This is a genomic window from Priestia sp. ST2, from assembly GCF_055810735.1.
Window position 1 is genome coordinate 96,214 of the sequence record NZ_JBVVNT010000004.1, and the last position, 26,423, is coordinate 122,636.

Here is a 26,423-nt window from a genome sequence, read left to right on the forward strand (position 1 = left end):
TTTAGTATATTAAACGAAGAGCTTTACTCTCTATTCAAATAAACGCACAAGCTTTTTTGTATAGGGATGCCTGTTTTTATCAAATAGCTTTGCACGTTCAAACTGATCAATAACCTCACCTTGCTGCATAACTATCATGCGGGTACTCATAAAATTTACCGCTGCTAAATCATGCGAAATAAACAAATAAGATAGCTGAAACGTCTCCTGCAAATCTTTTAATAAATTTAAAATTTTTGCCTGTACCGTAACATCAAGACTCGCTGTTGGTTCGTCTAATAGCACGAGAGACGGACCTACGCTAATGGCACGCGCAATCGCTACACGCTGAAGCTGTCCACCGCTGAGTTCATGAGGATAATTCAACGCATATTCTGCGCTAATCCCGACTGTTTCTAACAAATAAAAAGCGAGTTCTTTTTCGTTTCTGCTCACATGAGATAAAAATGAAGGAACGGTTCGCTGCTGCCGCAAAGGCTCGAGCAAAGAATCGATGATTTTTACTTTTGGATTAAAAGAAGCCGCGGGGTTTTGAAATACAACTTGCATGCCTAGACGAGCTTGCTGCAGTTTTTTTCCTTTTAACCAGTGAAGAGGTTTCTCTGCAAACCATACTTCTCCCTGCTGAATCTCTATTAACCTTAGCACACTTTTTACAAGCGTACTTTTTCCGCTTCCACTTTCTCCAACAATCCCTACACATTCCCCTCTATCGATATGCAGGGAAACATTATTTAGCGCTTTAACGTCTTTATACTGTTTCACCAGCTGCGTGACGCGTAATATACTTTTTTCTTTCATATCTCACTCCTATATCAACACTTTTTTCTGCGTATCTAACAATCGATCAGGCGTTTTCTGTAAAGAAGGAATGGCGTTAAACAGTTTTTTTGTATAAAAGTGATCCGGAGCGTGAAACAGAGATTCGATACTGTTTTCTTCCACGATCTCTCCCGCTAACATAATGGCTGCTCGGTCTGCATATTTCCGCACATGACGCAAATCATGGGTAATAAACAAAATGGCACAGCCTGCTTCTTCTTTCAGCTTATGCAGCAGCTGAAGAACTTCAGCTGCTGACAAGCTATCTAAAGCCGTGGTTGGTTCATCTGCAATAATCAAGGCAGGCTTCATCACCAGTGCTAAAGCAATCGCTGCTCGCTGAAGCTGTCCACCGCTCAGCTGAGAAGCATAGCTTTTATACACGCGTTCATTAGGTAAATTCACAGCTTTTAGAGCCTGAAAAATAGCAGCAGTCCTGTCTTTTTTAGCAAGCTTACTATGTGTACGAATCGTTTCATCAAACTGCTTTCCGATTGTTAAAAAAGGCGTAAAAGCGCTTCGATAATCTTGAAAGATATACGAAATATCTTTTCCAAGGATAGGCGCCTCTCCTTTCTGCTTAAAGATAATAGATCCTCCTTTAAGCGTTACACCTGAAGGCAACAGTCCTCCTATCGAAGCAGCAGTGATACTTTTACCGCTTCCGCTTTCTCCAACGAGCGCCATCCACTGTCCTTGCTCGATTGTAAAAGAAACGTCTTTTACAATTTGTTTTGTTTTATTATGAATGGCTAGATGCTTTATTTCTAAAACGATGACGATCACCTCTTTTACTGATTAACTTGATATTTCCCTCGAATATATTCACCTAAAGCTGTAAACGCCAGCACAAATAAAATAATGGCCACGCCTGGTATCAACATTAACTGCGGAGCATTGTAAAAGTAGGCTCTGCCTTCATTTAGCATCGTTCCCCATTCCGGAGTAGGCGGCTGAGTCCCTAGTCCAATATAGGATAGTGAAGCCATCATTAAAATAATTTTCCCTATATCCAGCGTAGCAAGAACAAGAATATGTCCTCCCACATGAGGAAGAAAGTGGCGCAGGATTAGAGGCAGTGTTCCCACTCCGTTTAATTTAGCGACCAGCACATATTCTTTTGACTTTTCTTGAAGCACAATACTGCGCACTACCCTTGCATAACCAACCCACTTTACAATAACCATCGCAGCAATTAAGTTAAATAATCCAGGCCCTAACAGTCCGCTTAAGACGATAGCTGCAATATAGTCAGGAAAAGCTAAAAAAGCGTCTACAATTCTCATTAAAAAGCGGTCTATTTTCCCTCCAATATACGCTGAAACTAAGCCAACAGGTACTCCAATCAAAAGAGAAAGAGCTAAGACAAGAAAGCTAGTTCCAATTGTGGTCTGAGCTCCAGCTACGATTCGTGAAAAGAGATCTCTGCCTAAGTGATCAGTTCCTAACCAGTGATCACCGGTGGATTTTTGAAGCCGGTCTTGCATATTAACTTGTGTGGGATCCATCGGTGTTAGCTGACTTCCAAACAGACAAAATAAAATAAGCGCAATACCACACACGCTTATCACTACAAAAGGAAGCTGCGGCTTTTTCACGTTTTATCCCCTCCCTTTACGTAGAGCTGGGGATTTACATATTTGTAGCTCAAATCCACAAATGAATTAATTAAAACAACAAACAGGCCCATCCACAAAATATACCCTTGAATCACAGGATAATCACGATTCATAATCGCATCAATAACTAATTTTCCGATGCCAGGATAAGCAAATAGGACTTCAATGATGACCGTTCCTCCAAGCAAACTGCCTAAGCTCGTCCCTAAAATGGTAAGAAGCGGCGTTAAGCTATACCGGAACGCGTGGAAAATAAAAATGCGGCTTTCACTGATTCCTCTTGCTCGAGCGGATCGTATAAAATCTTGTTTCAGTCCTTCTAGCAGACTAGCTCTAATCATTCGCATATACACAGCGGACATGGCAAAACCAAGCGTTAAAGAAGGCAGCACAAGATGAGCTGCTGTGCCTGTACCCATTGAAGGAAGCCATTGAAGACGTACAGAGAACAGCTGTATAAACAAAAGGCCGAGCCAAAAGCTTGGAATAGACGCTCCAATTAAGGAAATACTTCTGCTGAGATAATCAATCCACTTGTTCGGATACAGTGCTGACAGCGTGCCGAGTGGCACAGCTATTAACAGCATCACAACCAAAGATGCAGCCGTCAAGCGCAGCGTAGCCGGAAACTTTGCGGCTAATTCATCGATCACAGGCTCTTTTGTCATATACGAAGACCCTAAATCAAACTGAAAAAAGCGCTTCAGCCACTTTACATATTGAATATATACAGGTTCATTAAACCCTAGCTCTGTTCGCAAACTATTTATTTGTTCCTCAGAAACTGCCACGTCATCTGCGCGGAGCATTTGCTTAACTGGGTCTCCTGGAGCCAGCTTCATCAAAACAAAGCTGAGAAACGATAGGATAACTAAAAAAATGAGTAATTCTATTATTCTTTTACCAATTAATTTCATATCTATTTCACATCTAAATCCTTTGTTATCACATAGTATTCACTTTTAGTTGTGACCCAATTTTTCACATTGTCTCTATAGGCCACAAAATTATTCGGATGAACAATCGAAGAGTGGAGCGTTTCTTTTTCTGCTATTTCTCCGGCTTGTCTTGCTAACTCATTGCGCTGTTTTTGATCAACGGTTTTATTGAGTTTATTGATAATGGAAGTTAATGCTGGTTCATGAAAATGACCTACATTAAATGCTCCTCCCTCCATGTAAAGAGCATTAAAGAAATATCCTGCATCTCCTCGGGGCGCGGTTACTAGACTATATGTAACGATTCCCCAATCATTTTTTGTTGTCATATACTCGTCCATATTTTCCACTTGTTGAATGTCTATTTTTACACCAATCTTTTTTGCTTCTGACTGAAGCATTTGTGACATTAAAGGCAATTCTGGACGATAAGGGTATGTAACAAGCTTAAAGGAAAGCTGTTTTCCATTTTTTATTGCTTTTCCATCCTTGAGTATATAACCGGCTTTTTCTAAATATGTTTGAGCTTCACTTGGTCCATAGATTTTCGTTTTTTGATCGTTCGAAAAATCTAAACTCTTTAAAAATGGACCATTTGCCGGGGATCCTTGACCTGCAAGCGCTGTATCGACAACATCTTTTGGATTTAATAATACATCAAACGCTTTTCTCACATTTTTATCTTTAAACGCTTCTTGCCTTGAATTATAGAAAAGCATTTGATTTCTCAGGCTCGGTTGTACATCTACTACAATAGAAGAATCTTTTTTTAACGTGTTTAAGCTTTCAATAGCCGGCCGGTACACAATACCGGCTTCACCTGATTGCAAAGCGGACGTTCGTGCATTTTCATCATCATTAAATGTTAACACAACTTCATCCAATTTTGGTTCCCCGCCCCAGTATTCTTTATATTTTTTTACTTTCATTTCATTATCCGGTTTAAACGAAGCTACTTTAAATGGCCCTGTTCCCACGGGTTTACTTTTTGTATCTGGAGCATCTATATCAATAATTGCCGTATTTGGATGAACAAGTTCAGAAGGCAGCGTGGCAAGCGGCTCTGTTGTTGTAATGGTTAAGATTTGGCCACTGGCTTTCATTTCTTTAATTTTAAGTGCACTTTTCATTGCTTCGCTTTCTTTTATCGTTCTTTCTAACGAATGTTTCACGGCTTCAGCATTTAGATCCTTGCCATTTTGAAACGTAATCCCGTCTCTAATCTCAAATACCCAGGTCGTCCCATCATCTTCTGTTTTCCACTTTTTTGAAAGCCACGGTTCAATCTGTAATTGCTCATTAACTTTTACTAACGTTTCGGCAATACCGGCTCGTACAGTTGTATAATTTAACTGTGGATCGAGCGTGTCACTTGGAAAATTCGATACAAAAGTAAGTGATTTCTTTTTACACTTTTCTTCGGTACTCGCAGAGTTACTCGAACATGCCGCTAGCAGACCTATCACAGCAAGCGTTAAGCATAGCAAACTTATCCTTTTTCTCATATAAACCCCTCCTTTATTCAAAACTATCTTTCTTTTATGTACCGTCTCTAACTATAACTTCCTCCTTTAAATCGTAACGATTATTATTATCATAAAAAGTTTAATTTGTTTACCTTACTTTGTCAACAAAGGTTTTTAAAGGATATGGGTGCTCTAACACTTGTTTTCACCCGTTATGATGATTAAATTTATTGATAGCGCATACAAATGAGCATAAAAAAACAAAGCCTTCTCGAGGCTTTGTTTATGCAGCGTGTTTTTTTCTTTTATATTTCCACATCATATATCGATAACGAATCGTGCAGCCTATACAATATCCCATCAGCGCTACACCAGCAGCAAGAATCACCATTGCACTAAATACATAGCCGACAAGCGTATAACCAAGTAAAAAGGAAATGAAAGCAATTCCGATACATACAGTTGCAATCCATTGGTTAAAAAGCTGCTGATCCCGGTCTTCCATTTGATAAGAAGAAGCAGGCTTTTTGAGAAGCGTTTTCCCTGCCATAATTACGGGATTACGCTTTGTTGCAAGTGTGACTACTCCAATGAGAAAAGGCAAAAGTAAAAGCCACTTTGCCGCAAGTAAAGCGATCAAAACCGTTATAACGATAAAGAATTGATTAAGCTGAACTAATGGTTTGGGAATGCTCATGGAACTCCTCCTTCTCAAAACCCATTATACAAATTGGTTTACTAATTTAAAAGAAAAAGCACTCCAAATGAGCGATAAGACTCATACAAAAAAGTTACATAATTTCACTAACGTACTTTAAGATCAGTATCGTAAATAAAATCAAGACAACGTATCGTAAAGAACGAATTCGACGTTGAAGAAGACGTTTTACATGCCTTTTATTACGCATATGGGTTCTTCCTTTCGTATATTGAATTGTCTCTAGACACACTTATATCATACTTTTTTGGAAAGTACCAACGTCAGAAAAAATTGCCAAGAACCACAGCTTTATGCGCTTAAAAAGCCTTTTCCAATTACATCTCGTACATCGTGCACAATCACAAATGCTTCATCATCAATTTTTTTAATCAGCTTTTTAAGTTTAATAAGCTCTTGTTTATTAATGACCACATACAAGATTTCTTTTGATTCTTTTGTATAGTTCCCTCGACCGTTTAGAATCGTTACTCCGCGATCAAGCTGCTCATTGATTTGATCCGCTACTTCATTTTTGTTGCTTGAAATAACGGTAACGGCCTTTTTGGCATCAAATCCTTCAATAACGAAGTCAATTACTTTTGTTGTAATATAAAGCATGACGATCGTAAATAGTAGCTTTTCGATTCCAATAATAAAATAAGAAGCCAATACCACTAGTAAATCAACTATTAAAAGTGCATGACTGACTTTCCAGTTTAAAAACTTATTTAGAATTCGAGCAATAATGGCTGAACCTGCTGTTGTTCCACCAACTCGTAAAATCATCCCAATTCCAACGCCTAGCAGTACACCGGCAAAAACCATGCCAATGAGTTCTTCATGAAGATGAAGACCCCAGCCTTCAGTTACGTGAAGAAAAATAGATGTAGCGATAATCGTAATCATCGTATAGACGATGGTTTTTTTCTCTAAAAATTTATACCCTACGATAAGCAAGATACCGTTTAAAATAAAGTTAGTGATGCCCGTTGAAAGATGCGTTGTATAATATAAAATAATTGATATACCCGTAACGCCACCTTCACCTAATCCTATTGGAATGACAAACATGTTAACTGCAAGTGAAAATACAAACGAACCTATTAATAAAAAGATGACATCTTTTATTGTTTTACTCATCGATTAAACCCTCCTCGACATAAAAATTCACATAAAAAAGCCCCTTCTCCAAAAGAGAAGAGACGCTTATGTTTAGTTTTTATATTACGTATTCTTAAATTGCCATGTATGACTATAATATGTTCACATACGTTTGTCAAACGGAAAGTTTATGCATTATGTGTAACCAAGGCGATGAATCATTTATCTTTTATGTATACTAGGAATGTTTTAATTTATTTAAACAAAGACGAATGCAGGAATTAGTTGACTCAATTAATTCTTTATCGCCTTTTTTCAATCGAATTTCTAACGCACGTTGAAAATAATGATGTGCTCTGGAAACAATCCGCTGATCAAGTAAACATTTTCCATAATGCTGATAGACAAAGTCTTCATATATGTGAAGGTCTTCATCTGCTTTTAATTGTTCAATGAGTAGCTGAAACGTTTCATTCGCTTTATCCCACTGTTCTTGCCAGTGATATGTATGTCCAAGCCGGATCGTATTCAAAAATTCACCTATTGTATCAGCATGCCGGTCATATAGATAAATGGCCAGCAGCAGATGTCTTTCACTGCTCGTTAATTCTCCAAGTATGCGCTCATATACACCAATATGTCCATATGTTTTAGCAGCGGCACACTCATCCTCTTCTTCAAGAGCTCGTTTCTTTAAATAGATAATTCCCTGCTTCATTTGGTGTGGGTTAACCGGAACTTCTCGAAGCTGTTCATTAAATCGATAACTCATATTAAACGGAAGATCTCTGATGTTCATGCACGCTCCTTTCATGTGGCACATCAGCAAACATACTTTCATGACCGCTTGCTTTTGGTCCATTGGATGTAGGATTCTTTCCATTTTGATACGTTTACGCGATTTACAGGAAAGCTCAGCAAAAGTGCTGAGCTGTTGGTTCTTATTATTTTACTTATATATCCATTTTATCACAAAAAATACTACCGTAAAGATGCTCAGGCAGTCTTCATATAAAAAAATGGTTTTTTATCAATAAAAATGGTTTTATGCTCTTGAAAGCCTATACGCTGATACAATTTTTTGGCTTCTACGTTATTATATTCAACGTTTAACGATAAAAACATCTTACGCTTTTTGGCTTCTTGCTTGGCTACATTTAAAAGAGCCGTTCCTATCCCTTTTCCAAGATAAGCTTCATCTACACATAGAGAGTCAATATAATAATCTCCATGTTCAGTTTCTATATCAATTTCCCACGCTGGATTATTAAGTTTAGCACGTACAAAACGCTTAACTGGTTCATAAAGCGTTTGTAACATACTTCCTTCGTAGCAAAGCATAAGTCCAACTACCTTCTCCTCGACTTCTGCGACTGTAATATGATGATAGCTATAGCGATTCTTCTCAGACAGAATAAACGCTTTAAGTCTTAAAAGCGCTTCTTCGTTCGTTGTAGCCGCTGTGTGAGAGCGCGCAATACTGCCAAGCATGTCATAAAGTAATTCCGTTACAGCAGAAGCATCTTCTTTTCTTGCTTTCCTTATTTTCACGATTTTCAAACTCCCTTTATTCTCTTCGCTTGCGTTATTTGTAGCAAACCTTCTTACCTATCTACTTTAACACGAAAAAGAAAAGAAAGAAAAAATTAACTCCTAATCTTCCTTTCATTGTATAATTAATGTATATTTTCAAATGAATGGATGATGACTATGAAAAAACGCCGTCAGCAGAAAGATACTACGGTAAGTAGATGGGAAGTTTTAGCAGAAATTCTTTTACAAGTGCCTCAGCTGCTCATATGGCCACTGCGTCTTCTTATACGGATTGGTCGCTCTTTGTTGGATGGTATTTAGCCACTCCTATACAAATACTTACTTAACTCAAAAAAAAAGAAATTCAGCAGTTACTGAATTCCTTTATTAGTTTTTTGCTTTTGTGTATCCTGCTTCTTGCGCATCTTTTTCGGTACAAAACCAAATGACGTTGTTCATGGTTTGATTGTAGTGCGCCCCAGTTGGCACGTGATAAATTTTAGAGTTTTGATTTCCTTTTATTTTACCTTCGCAGCTTTCGGCAGATTGAGTATCTTTTTGATTAGAAGAGGACTGATTTTTTACAGCATCCGTATTATACCCTTTTTCCTGAGCATAGTTTTCAATGCTCCAGATTCCTTTTTCGCTTTTTCGAGCCTGCTCCTGGATTTTCTTAAATTCATCTACGTACTTTGTGTTAGGAGGAAATACTGCTACGCGGGCTAGCCCTTTTGCTAGCAGCTCTTCATTATACAGCTCATTGTCTATCCATACATACGCAAGTAACCGGCCATATTGATCACGCTCTTGCACATCAAATTCAAGGGTGATTTCCTGTCCTTCTAGCCTTTTTTTTGTGTAAGCAGATGCTTCTGGACCAAAGGGCTGTACGCCTAGTTTGGGATGCTTTGTTTCGGGGGTATCAACAAGAAGTAATCGCACGCGATCTCTCTTTCCGTTCAGCATTTTCACTTTAAGCGTATCACCGTCCACTACTCTTTCTACCGTAGCCGCCTCACCTACTACATCTTCACGATTTGCTTTAGAAGGACTATGATCTTCTTCTTGATCTGATGAATCTTCTACTTGAACTGCTTGTTTTGTATCGGCAGAAGATGTGCTTGAATGACTTGCCTGCTCATCGCTGCATCCAGTAAGAAGCAGCATAAACATCGCAAGCATCGTGCAAATAATTGCTTTTATTTCTTTCAAAACCCGGGCCCTCCTTTAACACGTTCCCTATCTACTATATAAAAGTAAAATGATTTTATAAATAGTGTAAATCACCTAAAAACAAAAACTCGTGAAAATACCTTTCACGAGTTTTTTCGTGCAACTGTTATAAAAATTGGTTACCTGTTTTAAAGTTATTCTTTTAAATAGCATCTATTTTGTTTTTATCTCATGAACACATTTTTCGTTTTAGTGTATCCAGATTTTTAATCATGAGGATATTTTACACTACAAATACATTTATCGTCTACCACCTTATAAGAATAAGGAATAGCCGCACAAATAGAATAAGTGTGAATATTTCAATATAATAACTGGCTAACATGATTACTATTTTTTTGTAACATAAATAAGAGCCCTCATTAACAATAGCTAATAGGGCTCTTCAAACCTTTGTTTTTACGATCGAATTTTTTGTTTGCGCATCCACTGGGTAGCGACCCACTTTTCTCCTTTTATAACAGGAGCTCCCCCGTGGAGAGTACGGTCATTAAGTTCAGCGTCACTATAAAAATATTCAAAGTACACGGCCATTCCTTTTGTCGGAGATACGGAAAGACCCAGCTTAGGAAAATAAGTTTCTCCTCCTTCTTCGACATCGTTTAAGTACATAACCAATGTACTAATACGGTTGTTTTTAGATGCTTTACTTGCAGAAGTGAAATAATCGTGATGTGCTTTGTATTCTTGGTCAGGCAAGTATTTTAAAACTTGAAGACCTTCAGCATATTCAATAGATGGTCCCATGATTTTAGAAAGTCGTCTTTCGATTTGATGTACAAGCTCGTTTTCGCTTTCTTCAAAAAACATGCCGCTGCTCGTTCGAATACTGTTTACTTCACGTGCAGCACCAATTTTTGATCGCTGCATTTTATCTTTGGATAGCTGTATAAGTTCGTCACATTCTTCGTTACTTAGGACATTTCCTAAAACTAGAACAAGGGGCTCTTCAAATCGAGCAACAATATCAATCTCTCTGTCTTCTAATTTAATTTTATTCCCTGTATGGTTAAAAATCGTTTGTTCTTTCGTTAGTAAAGATGTATTAGTTAGAATCATCTTTTATCGGCTCCTCGAAATAGCTATTTTCCAATTTTCCACTCCATTATATGTAAACGCTTACTAATAAGAATTATATCATGAATACGAAGTAAATTCTGCTAGTAAAGGAAATAAATAAAAAGAAGCCCGTTATATAACGAACTTCCCTCATTTTTTCTTATAGATTTCACATGTCGTTTAAATGCTTTAACTATCTAAAAAACTCTTTTAATATAGAGTATACGTATCAAAGGCTGCCTAAAATCATCGGTACACAAGTTCTTTTTTACTTAAATCAAGCGTTTGTGCTGTAGAAGCATGAATTTCGTTAAAAAGCGCTGGATTTTCTACCAGTGACAAGCCGTAAGAAGGAATCATTTCTTTTATTTTTGATTCCCATTTCTTCATATGCTGCGGGAAACACTTTTCCAGCACTTCAAGCATGACATGAACGGCAGTCGAAGCACCTGGCGAAGCCCCGAGCAATGCAGCAACGGAACCATCAGCTGAACTCACAACTTCGGTACCGAATTGAAGAGTTCCTTTACCTCCGGCTTCCGTATCTTTGATTACTTGTACACGCTGACCCGCTACGACGATATCCCAGTCTTCGCTTTTTGCGTTTGGAATAAACTCACGAAGTTCTTCCATACGCTTTTCATTGGACAACAGCACCTGCTGAATCAAGTATTTCGTTAAGCCCATCTCTTTGACGCCTGCTGCTAACATCGTTAAGATATTATTCGGTTTTACAGAATTGATTAAATCCAAATTTGAACCCGTTTTTAAGAACTTTGGTGAAAATCCGGCAAAAGGTCCAAACAGCAGTGTTTTTTTGCGGTCGATATAGCGTGTATCAAGGTGCGGAACCGACATCGGCGGAGCACCAACCTTTGCTTTTCCGTACACTTTCCCGTGATGCTGCGCTACAACTTCGGGGTTATTGCATACCATAAATAATCCGCTTACCGGGAACCCTCCAATATGTTTGGACTCAGGAATACCCGTTTTTTGGAGTAAAGACAGACTTCCGCCTCCTCCTCCGATAAAAACAAAGTTCGCCGTGTGATATTCCTGTTTGCCGGTATGAATATCATGTACTTTTACTTTCCACGAGCCGTCTGCGGTACGTGTCAGATTTTCAACGCTGTGGTTATAGTTTATTTCTACCCTTTTACTTTTTAAATGTGTGAACAACATACGAGTTAAAGCTCCAAAGTTCACGTCCGTCCCTGAGTCGATTTTGGTTGCCGCAATTGCTTCAGTCGATGTACGGCCTTTCATAACAAGCGGCATCCATTCTTTTAGCTTTTCAGGACGATCTGAATATTCCATCCCTTGAAACAATGGATTATTTGATAGCGCTTCAAAACGTTTTTTCAAAAAGGATACGTTCTTTTCTCCTTGTACGAAACTCATATGAGGGATTGGCATAATAAACTCTTGCGGATGATGAATTAAATTACTGCTTACAAGATACGACCAAAACTGTCTTGAAAGCTGAAACTGTTCATTAATCTGCACTGCTTTCGTAATATCTATAGATCCGTCAGCTTGTTCAGATGTATAGTTCAACTCGCACAGTGCAGCATGGCCAGTCCCTGCGTTATTCCATTCATTCGAGCTTTCTTCTCCTGCATCTGCGAGTTTCTCAAATACTTTGATTTCCCATTCCGGCGCTAACTCTTTTAGTAAAGATCCCAACGTTGCGCTCATCACTCCGGCCCCAATTAAGATAACGTCTGTTTTTTTATATACATTGCTCATCACAATCTTCCTTATCTTTTATATTTTAAAAAAGCACCTTTTAGCAACACGCCTGTTCTACCTGACTCTCTACAGATTAAGTATGTCTGACAAGTTATCTGTCTTACATAATGGGTGTTTTTATACATACCCTTTCGTCTTGTCCTTTTTTAACATGCTCAATATCACTTCAGCGGTTTCTTCAACTGCTTTACCTGAGACATTAACAATAGGACAGCCAATGCGCTTCATAATTTTCTCAGCATAGTCCAGCTCTTCAAGGATTCGATCTACATTGGCATAATTGGCTTGAGACGCTAAACCTAAATTTTTTAATCGTTCTTTTCGGATTTCATTGAGCTTATCCGGTGTAATAACTAAACCAATACATTTATTTTTCGGAATAGTAAAAAGTTCATCAGGAGGCGTCACTTCTGGAACTAAAGGTATATTCGCTACTTTAAGACTTTTATGAGCTAAATACATAGAAAGTGGCGTCTTAGATGTTCTCGAAACACCAATCAACACTAGATCAGCTCGCTTGATACCTCTGAAGTCTTGTCCATCATCATATTTAACAGCGAATTCAACTGCTTCTACTCTTCGAAAATAGTTATCGTCTAATTTTCTCGTTAATCTCGGTTGAAGATTAGGTTCCTTATTAAAGGTTTGGCTAAAGGCACTCATAAGAGGGGTCATTAAATCAATGGCTACAATTCCTTCTTCATGTGCCTTTTGGTCAAGATACTGTTTTAAAGGTGGGATGACGATAGTATACGCAATGATGGCCTCGTTACATCTTGCTTCAGCAATGATATTATCAATATTTCCCTCATCTTCTACGTAAGAAGTATTTTGAATTTCAATATCTTCTTCACTAAATTGAGTTAAAACTGCTTTTACCATCAGCTCAGCCGTTTCACCTACTGAGTCGGAAACTATATAGACAATTTTTCTTTTATTCACATTAAATCTTCCTATTCTTTGATTTTAATAGTTTAATAACGCTAGTATTTTTTGTTCAACTATCATTTAGCAGCTTGCAAGATACATATTTTATGGGTAATGAATGGGCTAATATCCTGGATACTGTGATTATAAACACTTAAAAAAACGAGCGAATCCAGGATTTATGTCATACTAATTATAAAATAAAACTAAATATGTTATACTATTTCATTAAATGTTATATTAGCATTAAATATACGGAGATACAATCCCTTTTCTCCGCATTTTATAAAAAGTTTGAAGAAAGAAAAAGTTTAGATGTTAAAATATTTTTTGCTTTGGCATGGTGGCACTCATCAGGGCTGAGAGGCGTTTTGCAGCGATAGGTACGAGGATAGTTATATAGTTATGTTGTTTATAGCATGATTTTTAAATTATAGAAGATTTATTCTTATCTATTCTTTTTAGCTAAGAGTGCTATAACTAAAAATAATGAACGGTTTACTTTCCACCTTATGTATACTAAAAACACCGCCTAAAAGACGATGTTTTGAATAGTTGGTTATAATGCATTGTCATGAAATAGATTAATTTTTATAAAACGGGATTACTTCTAGTAGATTTTTGTAATAAAAATTTAGAAAGATAATGAGATACGCCGTTTTCGTCACAGTTAAATTCCGTTACGTCATCGACAATTTCTTTAATATGATCCGGCGCATTTTTCATCGCTACGGCATAGCTGGCAAACTGAAACATTGGTAAATCATTGTTGCTGTCGCCAATTGCTAGAATGTCTTGCTCGGGCAAATTAAAATGTTTTAGCATTTGCTGAATTCCCGTTGCTTTATTTACGTTTGCCACCATCACTTCAACATTGTGTTTAGATGAAGTAGAAGTTGTAAAGTCGATTTCTTTTTTAAGTTCTTCAAGTTCCTCTTTCCATTTATCGATATGCTCGTGCGTTCTTGCAAAGAAATAGAACTTTGAAAATTCACTTCCCTCTACAGAATCTTTCCAGTCAATTTCTTCTTTAATCGCTTGTTTACGAGAAAGCCACTCGTTAATTTCCACACTGTCTGGCTTTGGATCTCTAATTTCATTTTCTACATAGGATTGATCTTGTTTTAACGTCACGCGAGGTGTGCCGTACGGGAAAAGCTCGTAGTACACCTTATTCGCTCTTGCTTTTTCAATAATAGTTTCCACCAATTGAAGCGAAAGCGAGTGCTGAAAGACTGATTCTTTTCCTACATAGCCCGCCATACCATTTGATGTGATAAATCCATCTACTTGAAAGCCTTCAGGAACTAACTCTTCTATTTCATCAAATGCTCTTCCCGTAGCAATAAAAACAAAAATTCCCTGTTTTCGTAATTCGTCAATGATTTCTTTTGTTTGAATACTTACTTTGTTAGAGCGATTTAATATCGTACCGTCCATATCTAAAAAAATTGCTTTAGGTTTTAACAACATATTTATTCCCCCTATTTGTAAAAAGAGTGTACTTGGCAAGTATAAACTTTTCCATTTTTAAACTCAATGAATGTACTTTGCTTTTCTCTTTTATAAAACTACTATAATACTCTCCTTACATTTAAAGTATATACTGATATTGTACAGGCTCTATAAAGAAAGAATTTTATATTTTATACTAATAGCCGGCTAGGCTAATTCGATATAAAACAGCATTCACAAAAACGAATTTTCCTTTTAGCCTTTAGAGTATCGTTCAAAAAAGATATAATAAGACTGTTACAGATTAAATACATACAGAGGAGGTCAACATGAACGAACCATCCAATTTTTCTCCTTACCTTATTAAACAAATCAGCGATGCGATCGATGACAATATCAAAGCAAAGTGCATAGACTTTTTATATGATTCTCATTCGTTTTTTTCGAATGAAAAAGATTTTATAGAAGACTACATTTTAAATATATTGCAAGATACGTTTGTTTTAGAGAATAAATTAATAAATCCTAAGGAAATACGAAACCCGGCCTACAAAAGAAGACAATCGAATAAGAAAAACTGGCTGCAAACCTTAAAAAAAGATATTAAAGCAGAAAAGCCTAATCCTATTTTTGAAGACATTGAATTGGCCAAAAAAGTGATGGATAAAAAAGTGGATACCGAACACTTAAAAAAACTGTTTGGCGTGGAAAAACCTGAAGATATTTTAAAGATAAAGTTAAAAGAAGTAGAGGCATGGGCTAAAAGTAAAAAAACAAACATTACCGATTTTCCTTATTTAGATTCAAAAATGAATTATCAAATAGAGAAAGCATTTCACACGGACTTTACTTTTTTAATTGCTGAAATCATATTAGAAAAATACAATGGAAATTTGAGTAACTGGATTGATAAACGATTAAATTCGTGGGTAGAGGCCCCTATCTTCTCAAACGAAAGTCATTCTCTTAAAACCAATATGGAAGTTAAAACAAACTCCCAAGAAGTCGTTTTATATAATGACTATAAAGTTGATGAAGAATATTTCATTCGCACCATTATCCCTGTGAATGATAATCAAACGGTTCTTTCCAAACGAAATATGGTTTTAGACCCAAAAGATTCCCAAATTATCCAGTTTGCTCTTTCACAGCGCGACGAGATGTTTTATAAAGAAAAAACGGTGACTCTTGATTTAGCGGATATCGTGAAAGAAATTTATAATTCAAAAGGTGTAAAAAACTATGAAGCAGTTGAAGCCCGCATTATGAAAATTGCCAGGTACCACGTAGAAGGTGTAGCGAAGAAGAAAAATTCCAGAGATACAAAATTTGCGATAAACTTCTTCCAAAAAGCTGTTATTGAAACCGATGAAGTAACGGGCAGACGATATGCAACCATCGTATTTAGCGACGATACGCATCAAGGCTTTTTAAATCAGCAGTTTGTACAAATTTACAGTGACGTTATTAAAAAGTTTAAAGATAACTCGCTGTCTTCTTTGCTGCTGTATGCATTTCAAAAAGAGCGATTAGATTGTTATTTACAAGAGAAGTCTTACACCCATTTTTACCCGTATCAATATTTTGCTTCAAAAGTTCGTTTTCGTTCAAAGAAAATTGATGTCAATCTAAAATTAATTAATGAATCTCTAGCAGAGTTTGTTAGCAATCAAGTACTTATCCAAAGTTATCAGCAAAAACTTCAAGGATTTGAAATCTCTTTTATTCCTCTTCAAAATTATGAAATTCAAGACTATTTTGGAGGAGAACATAGAGAAACATTGGAAGGGTAAATTGTTCCCTTCCTTTTTTATTTGATATTTTGCCACTTTCAGCTTATAAATACAAAATATCCCTCTACTTTTATTTCATAGTTTGGAAGTTTTGTCATTTTTAACGTACTAACCAGAAGCTTTTGCCGTTTTTGACGTACCTGTTCGCTTCTTTTGCCGTTTTTAGCGTACTAATTACTACCTTTTGCTGTTTTTGACGTACCACTCTGATTCTTTTGCCATTTTTGACGTACTACATTCATTTTATTTACTCATAATCACTTATTAATTGTTAATTATTCTCTTTTTCCCGTAAAACAATCCTACCTTTTGCCGTTTTTTACGTACTCCTTCACTACTTTTGCCGTTTTCTGCGTACTAAACGTTGCTTTTCCCTTTGTTATTGCCTTTTCAAACCCCATTTTTTATTTTTTTCGCAGCACCTATAAAGCTTTTGCCATTTTTGACGTACCAAACGAAAACTTTTGCTGTTTTTGTCGTACTACTACGTCGTTTTTGACGTTTTTCACGTACTAAAAATAGCTTTTGCCATTTTTGACGTACTAACAAAATTCATTGTGCTATTTACAACGATCAGAAAAGTGATTTTTTTACCTTTTTTTAGGTGAATCGAGATCACTTTTGCTGTTTTTAGCGTACTATTCTTCACTTTTGCTATTTTTGGCGTACTATACTGAGCCTTTTGCCGTTTTTTACGTACTAAAACGCATAAAGTTTTTTTTGATTTTTACTGATCGTAACAAACACTGTTCTGCCGGCGCTTGCTTGCTTTTGCCGTTTTTGTCGTACTAAAAAACCTATACGCTGCACCCCTTGATATGACAGCATTCTTTGAACCTTTTGCCGTTTTTAGCGTACTACTCGTTCGTTTGCGATTCTGTTTCTTATTGATATAATTTTCACAAGGTATTCTTTGTTATTTTACCCTAATAAATTATTGTTGATATGAAATAGATTGGAGGGATTCTCATGATAAAAAAAGAATTTGCGAAAATTGGAAAACAAATTATTCGCCAATTGTCTAGCACCGTAGAAAAATATAAAGATATTGAAGATCACATGGACCTAGACGCTCATGGGAACCCTACAATCAAAACAGTGGCAGAGCATCACCGTTTATCTAAATCTCAAATTTCACAATTAATTTTTTATCACTTCCTTCACGTTGATGAAAGAGGTATTATTTGTGATGTTTCTGAAAAAGAGATTGCAGCCGCTTTGAATTGTACAGTTCGAACAGTTCGCAACAACAATATAGTATTAGCGGAAACAGAATTAATTTCCTATTCTCGCAGCGGCAAAGGAATCAATATTTGTATTGTTCCCTATCCTCAATATTTTGAAGAACACGGCTTTGGGTTTATGGAATTAGAATATACTCGCTTTGAAGAACTTATTCTAATTGAAAACGTAAATGCCCTTCGCTTAGAGCTGCGCAAAGAATTGGTTTATGACAACGATACGATTAAGCGTCAGTTTAATCCTGGAGAAAACACTTCAAAAATTAGCTTTAATGATTATAAAATTTTCACGCCGAAATATACCCACTACAAAGGTATGATGCAAAAAATAGCTGAAACACAGACGAGCGCATTTAAAACCGTTGTCCAAGGATCTACTATTTTCTTTGTTTTAAAAGACGGAGCTAAAAATGGCAAGATGTCAAAACAAGAAAAGAAAGATCAATACGATGCGGCGATTCGACGTGCTATTGAAGAGACTTTTGTAAAATTATCTGGACACAGCACAGATTCTACCGGAATTGTTATGTCTTCATTCCAAAACGAAGACATCGCTGATTTGGTTCAGCTTTCTTTTGAATATGGTATTGAACGAGTGAAGTCTGCCCTTTATTCGCTGATTGAACAGGCCTTCTTCAGCCATGATGCTCAAGTCGTTGAAAATTACGGTGGAAAAATCCGTACGCTCATTCGAAAAGAGCTTTCAAAAAATCTTCAAGATCAAGTCCCTGCCGAACTTACAGCTTCATAAGGGGCTTCTTTGGCATGCCTTTTTTTTATTTTCTCTCCTTTCTCTTCTCTTTTTGAGACAAATAATGCAAACAAACACCCCATTTTGCAGCTATCCAATCCCATTATCCTATCTATATAAACGTAATGAGTTCAAATAAATGATATTTCTTGTGTATAACTACGGAATATTGCTAAAAAAACACCTTCATACTTATCCACAAAAGAAAGAAAACATATTCAATTAATGTTATATCATCCTTTTTGTTAATAAAAACATCCCTTTTATTTTTTTATTAACGATAATTTCTAGGTTATTTACTCTTTAACACGACTATTTTTATCCACAGTGGAAATAATTCATACTTTTAACAGAAATCTTCATACTATGAGTTTTAAAATTCGTCTATTGCAGAAGAAAAAACATAGTGAATAAAATAGTTTCTATATCTGTTGTTATAAAAAACATCCTTTAGCTAAAGGATGCTGTTCACAAAAAAGGGCTCTTTTCCACACAGTTATTTATTGAAAAGCATTTTCCTCGCTACCCCTTGATATCATTGGGTTTTTAAAGGGTTTTTCTTTCTTTAATATCTGTATATAATGTTTGTTAATAAGATCTATCTTAATCTCTGCTATAAGGTTTTATTTAATATTTGTATAAAGAAATGTTTTAAAGATATCTATACTTGAGGATTTTTTCTTTTTCTAAATTAAGGAGTTTTCATTTCATATACCAACTACAAATAAATTAAAATAAAATAATAGTTTAAACGCCTCTTCATAAATTCTAGTAGTATATTTTTAAAAATAAATTATACTATTCAGTAGAGAAAATTTTATAAAGCAAGAAAGGGACTTAGTCATGAAAGACATACAGTGGGTACAGCAAACTTTATTTAATACCGGTAAGTGGATTGACATTAGTGAAGTAATTATAAAGATTATCTTGATTTTCATTATTGCTCAAATCGTTATCAGGTTTGCTCGCAGTGTAATTAATAAAATCTTTGATTTCAGATTTAAAACTAAACTGCTGAGGTACAATGAACGTAAAGAAATAACGCTGAAAAAGCTTTGTCTGAGCATTGTCATGTACGTAGTGTATTTTATTGTACTTATTACGTCTTTAGAGGCAATCGGAATTAATATGAAAGCACTCTTAGCTGGTATTAGTGTAGCAGGATTTATTACAGGCTTAGGTGCACAAAATTTGATTAAAGATATTTTAAACGGTTTTTTTATTCTATTTGAAGATCAATTCTCAGTAGGAGATCACGTATCCATAAATGATACGAAAGGAACTGTTGAAGAAATTGGATTGCGCACGACAAAAATTCGCGGAGTTGACGGAGAGTTTTACTTTTTTGCTAATAGTAACATTACAAAAGTAGCGAACTATACGCTCGGTGAAATTCCCGAAGTACATAAGCCTGAACAAATAAAAACTCGTGAAGAATAGCTTCACGAGTTTTTATTTACTACTGTTGTAAAGAATTGATCGTATGATGTAAGGTGATAATCTGCTTCAATGTCGTCATTTTGAAATGCACATGTTTTGATTCCCAGTTCACGGGCAGGTTTTAAATCAAGCTCGCGGTCTCCAATCACTAAATCGAGCTGATACTTATCGTGAAGATAGGCATAAGCGCCGCTATCAGGCTTTCGTTTGTAGCCATCATCTTTTGTAATAATCTCCGTAAAATAGTGCTCCATATTAAAAAATGCCAGAATATCAAGAGTAGACTGTCTAGATTTATGCGTAACAATTACATTTGTATCCGCAAAGCTCAGTACGTCTTCTACGTGAGGAAAAGCAGGCTTATCTTTAGGATTGATTTTCTGTTCAAGCACATGGAAGTGTTTATCAAACAAAGACTTTTCAATATCGAAGTGCTTAATTGCTACGTCAGAAGATATCTTCATTTGTTTTAAAATATCGTCTTCTGAAATCGTTTGATCTGTTAGTAATTCTTTGAATGCTTTTACAATCGTTGGATAGGTATCAAAGATGGTTCCATCAAAGTCCCATAAAATATTCATTTTCACTGTCTCTCCTTTTTTAAAAACGTAACGATTATACCAAATTTTTCATTGCTTGTCAGTGAACCATTTTGTCGTCGTTGCATTTAAAGTAAAAAAAACTCGTTTTATACGAGTTTTTTTACTTTATCAGCTGCTGCTGCACCCACTCCCGCAGCTGGAGCTTGAACAGCTAGAGCTGCTGCAGTTTGAACTCGAACAGCTGCTGCCGCTGTCATGATGGTGATGCCCTCCATCGTGTTGGTGATGGTGGCGATTGTCTTCCCCTGGACTTGAACAGCTATAGCCGCTGTAAGAGGCTGTATCTCCCGCATATATCGTTTTTTTATATAGCAGCAGCTCATTCATATGGCTTGAAAAGTTGGTGGCTTTGTAGAGAGAATAAAAAACAAAGCCTTGAAGAAGAAGTTCGTTTGATACATTTCCTTTTTTAGCCGTTTTTTTAAAATAAGTTGATCCGCCTGCTTTTTTTCTCTTTCGAGCAGCATCGATTTCTTCTTTTAACGTTTGAATCAGGGCTCTCTGCTGTTCTTCCCATTTGCCGTTTCTCAAAAAATAGCGATCGAGCAATTCATCTTCTGATAATCTTTGAAAATCTTGAAGCGTACTTTTACCAAGCGGATGCTGAAAAAATTTTCCCCAAAGCAGTCGGCTGTTGCCCGTTATGTCAAACAAATGAGCATACATCCAATCGAAGAATGCTCGCTTATCCGGCTGTGGGGATGGAGCTGTATCTACATTTGGCTGGTGATGCAAAAAACGGCTGAAAAAGTGTTCTGTAAAACGCTTATAATCCACTGTAAACATAATCATTTCGTGCCACACTTCATCTACTTTTGCACTAAACATCGGTACGTCTTTGATGACTGCATTTAATAAAAAGTAGCGCTTCATCTCAAAAAACGTCCATTCTACTTCATCGTCTTTTGTATTTCCCCTTTGTATACGCTGTTTTACCTGTTGAACATAGGCTTTCGGTAAAGAATCTTCTAGTGAATGTACAATATCTTCAAAACCATTACCTTCATGTATTCCGAGCTCATCTGGAAGCTCCTCTTTATACAAGCGAAATCCCCTTGGCTTTCCAATCCCTTTAATAATCAAAGCTAAAAGAATTACCGCTCCTACTATAATTGCTGCTATCATCTTCTTCCCCCTATACCGCGTCTATATATTCAATATTTTACCACATTCGTAAAATACAAAAAAAGAGCTCAATTAACTTGAGCTCTCGTCATCATCAGGCATCTCGTCTACCTTTTCTACTTTGACTAGACCTTTGGTGCTATATTCAAGATCAAAGTATGCTTTAACAATATCCCCTTTTTTCAAATTGCTTGGAATCGGTTCATTTAAATTTTTATCGGAAAATTTAATGCCCGTTCCTTCTTTTGTTGTTCCGCTGTATGTACCATTTTCGATTTTTTCAATAGTAATATAATACACTCGATATTTGTGCGCTTCCTCGTCGCCCTTTGCTTTTTCTTTAACGGTTTCTTGTTCAGGGAGCTTACTCAGTGTTTCTTGGGCCTGTTCGGAAGTCGGCTCTGCTGATCGATTTATGAATTGCATCACAACTAACACTAAACATATAACTACTAAAACTAATAATAATATCTTTTTTGCTGATAAAGACAATGAACTGTGCCTCCTTACACCTTTATGTATATCATGCTGCACACAAGAGATTATACACGATAAAGGATTAGAAATTGGAATAAATTCTATAAAAATAGTAAAAATATGAGAAAGTACCTAGAATTTTTTACGCTTTTCTGCACTTTTTTGAGATAAAAAAGAAATTTGGTACCTTATCCTTAAATTGTAACTGATTCACTTCATTTTCGAAAAGAGTTTTGCCCATTTTGTCGTAAAAAAGTCATAATAAGAAGGAATATCACACCATATTGTCGAACATATGTATATACTTATAATGAACTGCCGAACTGCTTTTCTCTACCCTCATTGTTGAGGCAATATGGCAACTGAAACAGCTTGCTGTTAAATTCAGATTACACATCTATACTCAGGAGGTGGAATGCAAAATGATGTTTGCACTTATTGTTGTGGTTGGTATCGTAGCACTTGGCGTAGCTAGCTTCTACGTCATTAAGCGGCCTCAAGGCGCTGTTGATCCTGAGGATCGCAAACCGCTTGTTTCTGTAAACGGGCATGTTAAATTTGCAGAAGGAATTAATCAAATTTCCATATCTAAAATTGACATGTACGATCAGCGTCTTGTTATCAATCAAGTAGCTATTATTCCATTTAACCGTATTCAACGAGCAGAATTTTCAAAGGTTGTCAAAAATGAAAAAGGCCTTCACGGAGCTCCTGTTCAACGCTATTTCGGTGAATTAACCATTCATTTCACAGACAAGAACGGGCAAGAAACATACATTCGCTGTGAAACACCGAAAAAAAATCAATTTCACCTCATCTACCAGTACGATTTAATGAAAAGACAATTAAATAAGCGTCTGGGTCTTGAAGATCTGCAGCCTTACCTTACTCTTCAAGAACCATACGAACTATAAGAGAAAACCTCCCTTTTCACATATTATTTCACTTCCCTGTACATACTAGAAGCGAAACTGAAAATGGGAGGTCATTCCAATGGATTTCGTCCGTTTTTTGCAATATTTTTGTTCAATCGCCGGCGCTCTATGCTTGGGGTTTACCTACTATCACATGTTCAAGCGTGACGCTCCGGTTAAAAAAGAAGAATCACAGCAAGGTGGAACTGACTAACGTTCACCTTGTTTTTTTATGTGCAGGCATGTGTACTTCGCATTTTGGGGTTGAAAGTTAGATTACTTTAATCATTTGTAAAATCACGGGTGATTTTTCTAAAGGAATATCCTCCGTGTTAATGATAAGAAGTCCTCTTTGGACGCTGTAATTGGAGGAAGGCTGTAACACACCGTTTATGAATAGATTACTGTATGAGTAGCTCTCAGGATCCAATATATGCTGAGTGCCGTATTCTTTTAACGCATCTTGATCTGTAAAGATGCGCTTGCTGCCTCCGGCTACCGTATAGTATTCAAAGATGCGAACTTTTTTCGGAAATATATATCTAAATTCCTGCTGAGGCAACACGGGAAGCTTAATAAAAGGTGTTGAACAAGAGGTTGTATAGTGATTGCAGCCGTAAGATTTTTTCTTCAAGAAAAACTCTCCTTCACAGATGTACTTAGTTTAGTTATAGTCTTTCAGAATTAAATTTATGCCATTAAACCTATTCCTTAGAAGGAACAAATGCATATATTGAAGGATAGAACATGAAAGGAGGTAACACGTTTATGCCTCTTCAAATTATGAAACTCGCTATAGCCGCTACTACCACTGTAACCGCCAGTCCGACCGTCTCACGTTTCTTTTATACAGCAACTGCTACAACTACAGGTGCAGCCACTTTAACAATAGATGCCGCTGACTTTTTTGGTGATACAGGTGGCGCGGCTACTGCACTTCCAGCTTTAGCTACGGATAACAGCTATTACAATGTATATATAAACGGCGTTTTACAAATGGCTGGCCTTTCCACATATACGCCAGGAGCTACAGGTGTCGGTTCTTTAGCTATTACTGTTCCTGCAGGATCCAGCGTTTTAACAGGTTCTCCTATAGTTTTAGAAGTTGTTAACTTTGCTCCTGATTCTACAACTGATGTACAAACTTAAAAATAACTTGCTATCGTTTTATTTTAAAACGTAATCGCGTGTAAGATATATGAAGTTTCAGTTTTACAGAAATTTAGTGATCATAATAAAAGCTTCTGCGGATGTAGCGCAGAAGCTTTTATTATTGTTATTTATTTAATTCAAAACGCCCAGTTCCCTTTTCTAAACACCGGCTCGCTTGTACCGTCAGCTTTAATGCCGTCGATGTCCATTTCGGCTGAGCCAATCATGAAGTCAACGTGGGTGATGCTGTCGTTTGCTCCGTTTTGTGACAGCTCTTCTTTAGACATCGTTTTTCCGCCTTCTAAACAGAAGGAATACGAGCTTCCGATCGCTAAGTGGTTGGATGCATTTTCGTCAAACAGTGTGTTGTAGAAGATAATGTTTGACTGAGAAATTGGCGATTGATGCGGTACTAAGGCTACTTCTCCTAAGTATTTGGCACCTTCATCTGTTTCAATTAGGTGCTTTAACGTTTCTTCGCCTTCTTCTGCTTTTACATCAACAATTTTTCCATTTTCAAATGTTAGCGTGAAGTTTTCAATTAAGTTTCCTGCGTAGCTAAGCGGTTTTGTGCTTGTTACTTGTCCGTTTACGCCGTCTTTTTTTGGAAGTGTGAATACTTCTTCTGTTGGCATATTGGCCATAAACGAGTTGCCGTCTTCATTAACACTGCCTGCGCCAACCCAAATATGTTTGTCAGGAAGCTCAATTGTTAAATCTGTTCCTGGCGCTTTATAGTGAAGCTTAGCAAATCTCTTTTCATTTAAAATGTCTACTTTTGTATGTAATGAAGCATTATGCTCTTCCCATGCCGCCACTGGATCTTCTTGGTCTACGCGCACGGATTTAAAAATAGCTTCCCACAGTTTTTCTTGCTGCTGTTCTTCTGGAACGTCAGGAAATACTTTTGCTGCCCAGTCTTTTGAAGGAACAGCTACAATGGACCAGCTGATTTTATCGGATTGGATCGCTTCACGGAATTTTTTCATGGCTTTTCCGCTTACTTTTTGGAACGCAGCAATACGTTTGCCGTCTACTCCTTTTAGTAAGTCAGGACCGCTTGAAATTACAGATAAAACAGCGCCTCCGTTTTTCACAAGCTCTTCTCTTGCTTGAGCTTTCCAAGCAGGAAATTCATTAAATACAGATTCATCTGCTTTTTCATATTTCAAACGAACTAAATGATCGTCATGCCAGTCTACATCCACAGACTTTGCTCCGGCTTCGTACGCTTTTTTCGCAATTTCACGAACAAAATCAGCGGAAGAAATATCGGCATTAATGTTTAATACTTGCCCTTTTTGAATGTTTACACCGACTTTTACAGCCAGCTCGGCGTACTTTTCAATATTGCGCTCAAATTGTTCCATAATTTATCTCCTTTACGTATATATTCTAACGACTTTATTGTATCATGAATAAAACATCAATTAAAAATCCTAGCCTGTAGTTTACATAATATAATTACGTTATTTTACAGATTATTATATAGCAAAAGTTTGTTCTCGAAGAATCAGAACAAACTTTTGTCTTTCACAGATTCAGTTTTGTAGCCGAGCCGCTCTGAAATGTTCTTGCCTATATCAACCATGCGTTCTTGAAGATACGTTAATCGCTCATTTGTCATACGCATCGTAGCACCTGAAATGCTGACTGCAGCAACGACTTGACCAAGGTGGTCAAAAATAGGCGCTGCGATGCAGGTAATTCCATATTCATTTTCTTCTAAATCCAGCGCATATCCTTTTTGTTTTACTTCCGAAAGTTCTCGAAGAAAGCTTTCTTCATCTGTAATGGTGTGATCGGTATGAGCTGGTAAGCCTTTTCTTTCAAGAATGCTTGTTACCGTGTTAAGCGGTAAAAAAGCTAGGATAGCTTTACCGACAGACGTGCAGTGCATAGGGGCTCTTTTCCCGACTTTTGAATGCATGCGCAGCGTCTGATTGCCTTCTAATTTTTCAATATACACTACTTCACCTTGATCGTAGACAACAAGATGAATAACTTCATTTGTTTCACTTTCAAGTTCTTGCAAAAACGGCTTTGCTTCCGTTCGTAAATCAATAGAATCTAAAAGCTTTGAACCTACTTCTAAAAACTTATACCCAAGCTTGTACCGCCCGGTTTCTTGATCTTGTTCAATATAGCCGTACTGAGCAAGAGTAGTTAGAATACGGTATACGGAGCTTTTGTTGATGTCCATTTGCCTTGCAATTTCTGTGACGCCTACCCCTTCTCTTTCCATGCTGACAATTGTGACGATATCCAACGCCCGGCTTACAGACTTCACCATATTTTCTCTCTCCATTTTTTTCTCTCCTTT

26 protein-coding genes are annotated in these 26,423 nt (G+C 36.8%); 6 read left to right on the forward strand and 20 right to left on the reverse strand.

Annotation, left to right across the window (positions count from 1 at the left end):
* Positions 1-30: 30 nt before the first annotated feature.
* The 14 genes from AC0KUU_RS17655 to AC0KUU_RS17720 form a co-directional block, all read right to left on the reverse strand.
* Positions 31-801 (reverse strand): ABC transporter ATP-binding protein, encoded by a 771-nt coding sequence (locus AC0KUU_RS17655; RefSeq protein WP_043981592.1) that lies wholly within the window; start codon positions 799-801, stop codon positions 31-33.
* A 9-nt stretch (positions 802-810) separates the two neighbouring features.
* Positions 811-1,608 carry an ABC transporter ATP-binding protein gene (locus AC0KUU_RS17660; protein WP_043981591.1) on the reverse strand — a complete coding sequence of 266 codons (798 nt, stop codon included), beginning with the start codon at positions 1,606-1,608 and terminating at the stop codon, positions 811-813.
* A 5-nt stretch (positions 1,609-1,613) separates the two neighbouring features.
* Positions 1,614-2,420, reverse strand: coding sequence for a nickel transporter permease (gene nikC / locus AC0KUU_RS17665; RefSeq protein WP_034651053.1), 807 nt, complete (start codon positions 2,418-2,420; stop codon positions 1,614-1,616).
* Positions 2,417-3,358: a nickel ABC transporter permease gene (gene nikB / locus AC0KUU_RS17670; protein WP_322552188.1), complete on the reverse strand. Its 942-nt coding sequence runs from the start codon at positions 3,356-3,358 to the stop codon at positions 2,417-2,419. Before nikB ends, nikC begins: the two co-directional genes overlap by 4 nt.
* A gap of 2 nt (positions 3,359-3,360) precedes the next feature.
* Positions 3,361-4,884, reverse strand: coding sequence for a nickel ABC transporter substrate-binding protein (gene nikA / locus AC0KUU_RS17675; protein ID WP_322552189.1), 1,524 nt, complete (start codon positions 4,882-4,884; stop codon positions 3,361-3,363).
* A gap of 244 nt (positions 4,885-5,128) precedes the next feature.
* Positions 5,129-5,542 (reverse strand): DUF4395 domain-containing protein, encoded by a 414-nt coding sequence (locus AC0KUU_RS17680; protein WP_097825123.1) that lies wholly within the window; start codon positions 5,540-5,542, stop codon positions 5,129-5,131.
* Between the two features lie 312 nt (positions 5,543-5,854).
* On the reverse strand, positions 5,855-6,685 hold the full coding sequence (locus AC0KUU_RS17685) for a YitT family protein (RefSeq protein ID WP_043981587.1): 831 nt from the start codon (positions 6,683-6,685) through the stop codon (positions 5,855-5,857).
* 199 nt (positions 6,686-6,884) lie between these two features.
* Positions 6,885-7,445: a hypothetical protein gene (locus AC0KUU_RS17690; RefSeq protein WP_025751320.1), complete on the reverse strand. Its 561-nt coding sequence runs from the start codon at positions 7,443-7,445 to the stop codon at positions 6,885-6,887.
* Positions 7,446-7,642: 197 nt separating this feature from the next.
* On the reverse strand, positions 7,643-8,197 hold the full coding sequence (locus AC0KUU_RS17695) for a GNAT family N-acetyltransferase (protein ID WP_322552190.1): 555 nt from the start codon (positions 8,195-8,197) through the stop codon (positions 7,643-7,645).
* 369 nt (positions 8,198-8,566) lie between these two features.
* The gene (locus AC0KUU_RS17700; protein WP_230184831.1) at positions 8,567-9,391 is read right to left on the reverse strand and encodes a thermonuclease family protein; all 825 of its coding nucleotides are present in this window, start codon (positions 9,389-9,391) and stop codon (positions 8,567-8,569) included.
* A gap of 420 nt (positions 9,392-9,811) precedes the next feature.
* Positions 9,812-10,471 carry a 2OG-Fe(II) oxygenase gene (locus AC0KUU_RS17705; RefSeq protein WP_013057538.1) on the reverse strand — a complete coding sequence of 220 codons (660 nt, stop codon included), beginning with the start codon at positions 10,469-10,471 and terminating at the stop codon, positions 9,812-9,814.
* A 246-nt stretch (positions 10,472-10,717) separates the two neighbouring features.
* Positions 10,718-12,220, reverse strand: a complete 1,503-nt coding sequence (locus AC0KUU_RS17710; protein ID WP_162214469.1) for a malate:quinone oxidoreductase — start codon at positions 12,218-12,220, stop codon at positions 10,718-10,720.
* 120 nt (positions 12,221-12,340) lie between these two features.
* Positions 12,341-13,165 (reverse strand): pyruvate, water dikinase regulatory protein, encoded by an 825-nt coding sequence (locus AC0KUU_RS17715; protein WP_043981583.1) that lies wholly within the window; start codon positions 13,163-13,165, stop codon positions 12,341-12,343.
* 576 nt (positions 13,166-13,741) lie between these two features.
* A complete protein-coding gene (locus tag AC0KUU_RS17720) occupies positions 13,742-14,623 on the reverse strand; it encodes an HAD family hydrolase (protein ID WP_237074464.1) in 882 nt (293 codons plus the stop codon).
* Between the two features lie 311 nt (positions 14,624-14,934).
* On the opposite strand from AC0KUU_RS17720, the gene AC0KUU_RS17725 reads away from it, so the two are divergent.
* The 3 genes from AC0KUU_RS17725 (at position 14,935) to AC0KUU_RS17735 (ending at position 19,830) form a co-directional block, all read left to right on the forward strand.
* A complete protein-coding gene (locus tag AC0KUU_RS17725; RefSeq protein WP_013083667.1) occupies positions 14,935-16,398 on the forward strand; it encodes a hypothetical protein in 1,464 nt (487 codons plus the stop codon).
* A 969-nt stretch (positions 16,399-17,367) separates the two neighbouring features.
* The gene (locus AC0KUU_RS17730; protein WP_322552191.1) at positions 17,368-18,390 is read left to right on the forward strand and encodes a hypothetical protein; all 1,023 of its coding nucleotides are present in this window, start codon (positions 17,368-17,370) and stop codon (positions 18,388-18,390) included.
* An 843-nt stretch (positions 18,391-19,233) separates the two neighbouring features.
* Positions 19,234-19,830 carry a mechanosensitive ion channel family protein gene (locus AC0KUU_RS17735; protein WP_025751311.1) on the forward strand — a complete coding sequence of 199 codons (597 nt, stop codon included), beginning with the start codon at positions 19,234-19,236 and terminating at the stop codon, positions 19,828-19,830.
* Positions 19,831-19,832: 2 nt separating this feature from the next.
* Here the strand turns inward: AC0KUU_RS17735 and AC0KUU_RS17740 are convergent, their stop codons facing one another.
* The 3 genes from AC0KUU_RS17740 to AC0KUU_RS17750 form a co-directional block, all read right to left on the reverse strand.
* A complete protein-coding gene (locus AC0KUU_RS17740) occupies positions 19,833-20,411 on the reverse strand; it encodes an HAD-IA family hydrolase (protein ID WP_028409020.1) in 579 nt (192 codons plus the stop codon).
* 129 nt (positions 20,412-20,540) lie between these two features.
* Positions 20,541-21,557, reverse strand: coding sequence for a glycine-rich domain-containing protein (locus AC0KUU_RS17745; protein WP_043981580.1), 1,017 nt, complete (start codon positions 21,555-21,557; stop codon positions 20,541-20,543).
* A 72-nt stretch (positions 21,558-21,629) separates the two neighbouring features.
* Complete coding sequence (locus tag AC0KUU_RS17750; RefSeq protein WP_013057548.1) at positions 21,630-22,049, reverse strand: hypothetical protein; 420 nt, start codon at positions 22,047-22,049, stop codon at positions 21,630-21,632.
* Between the two features lie 407 nt (positions 22,050-22,456).
* On the opposite strand from AC0KUU_RS17750, the gene AC0KUU_RS17755 reads away from it, so the two are divergent.
* Positions 22,457-22,948 (forward strand): hypothetical protein, encoded by a 492-nt coding sequence (locus AC0KUU_RS17755; protein ID WP_013083672.1) that lies wholly within the window; start codon positions 22,457-22,459, stop codon positions 22,946-22,948.
* A gap of 79 nt (positions 22,949-23,027) precedes the next feature.
* Positions 23,028-23,162 (forward strand): hypothetical protein, encoded by a 135-nt coding sequence (locus AC0KUU_RS17760; RefSeq protein WP_013083673.1) that lies wholly within the window; start codon positions 23,028-23,030, stop codon positions 23,160-23,162.
* Positions 23,163-23,219: 57 nt separating this feature from the next.
* On the opposite strand, the gene AC0KUU_RS17765 is transcribed toward AC0KUU_RS17760, so the two are convergent.
* The gene (locus AC0KUU_RS17765) at positions 23,220-23,582 is read right to left on the reverse strand and encodes a DUF4183 domain-containing protein (RefSeq protein WP_230183529.1); all 363 of its coding nucleotides are present in this window, start codon (positions 23,580-23,582) and stop codon (positions 23,220-23,222) included.
* 134 nt (positions 23,583-23,716) lie between these two features.
* On the opposite strand from AC0KUU_RS17765, the gene AC0KUU_RS17770 reads away from it, so the two are divergent.
* Positions 23,717-24,097 carry a DUF4183 domain-containing protein gene (locus tag AC0KUU_RS17770; RefSeq protein WP_097825134.1) on the forward strand — a complete coding sequence of 127 codons (381 nt, stop codon included), beginning with the start codon at positions 23,717-23,719 and terminating at the stop codon, positions 24,095-24,097.
* Positions 24,098-24,237: 140 nt separating this feature from the next.
* On the opposite strand, the gene AC0KUU_RS17775 is transcribed toward AC0KUU_RS17770, so the two are convergent.
* Together AC0KUU_RS17775 and AC0KUU_RS17780 are read right to left on the reverse strand one after the other, a co-directional pair.
* Positions 24,238-25,470 carry an aminopeptidase gene (locus AC0KUU_RS17775; protein WP_025751295.1) on the reverse strand — a complete coding sequence of 411 codons (1,233 nt, stop codon included), beginning with the start codon at positions 25,468-25,470 and terminating at the stop codon, positions 24,238-24,240.
* Positions 25,471-25,613: 143 nt separating this feature from the next.
* Positions 25,614-26,408, reverse strand: coding sequence for an IclR family transcriptional regulator (locus AC0KUU_RS17780; protein WP_322552192.1), 795 nt, complete (start codon positions 26,406-26,408; stop codon positions 25,614-25,616).
* Positions 26,409-26,423 lie beyond the last annotated feature (15 nt).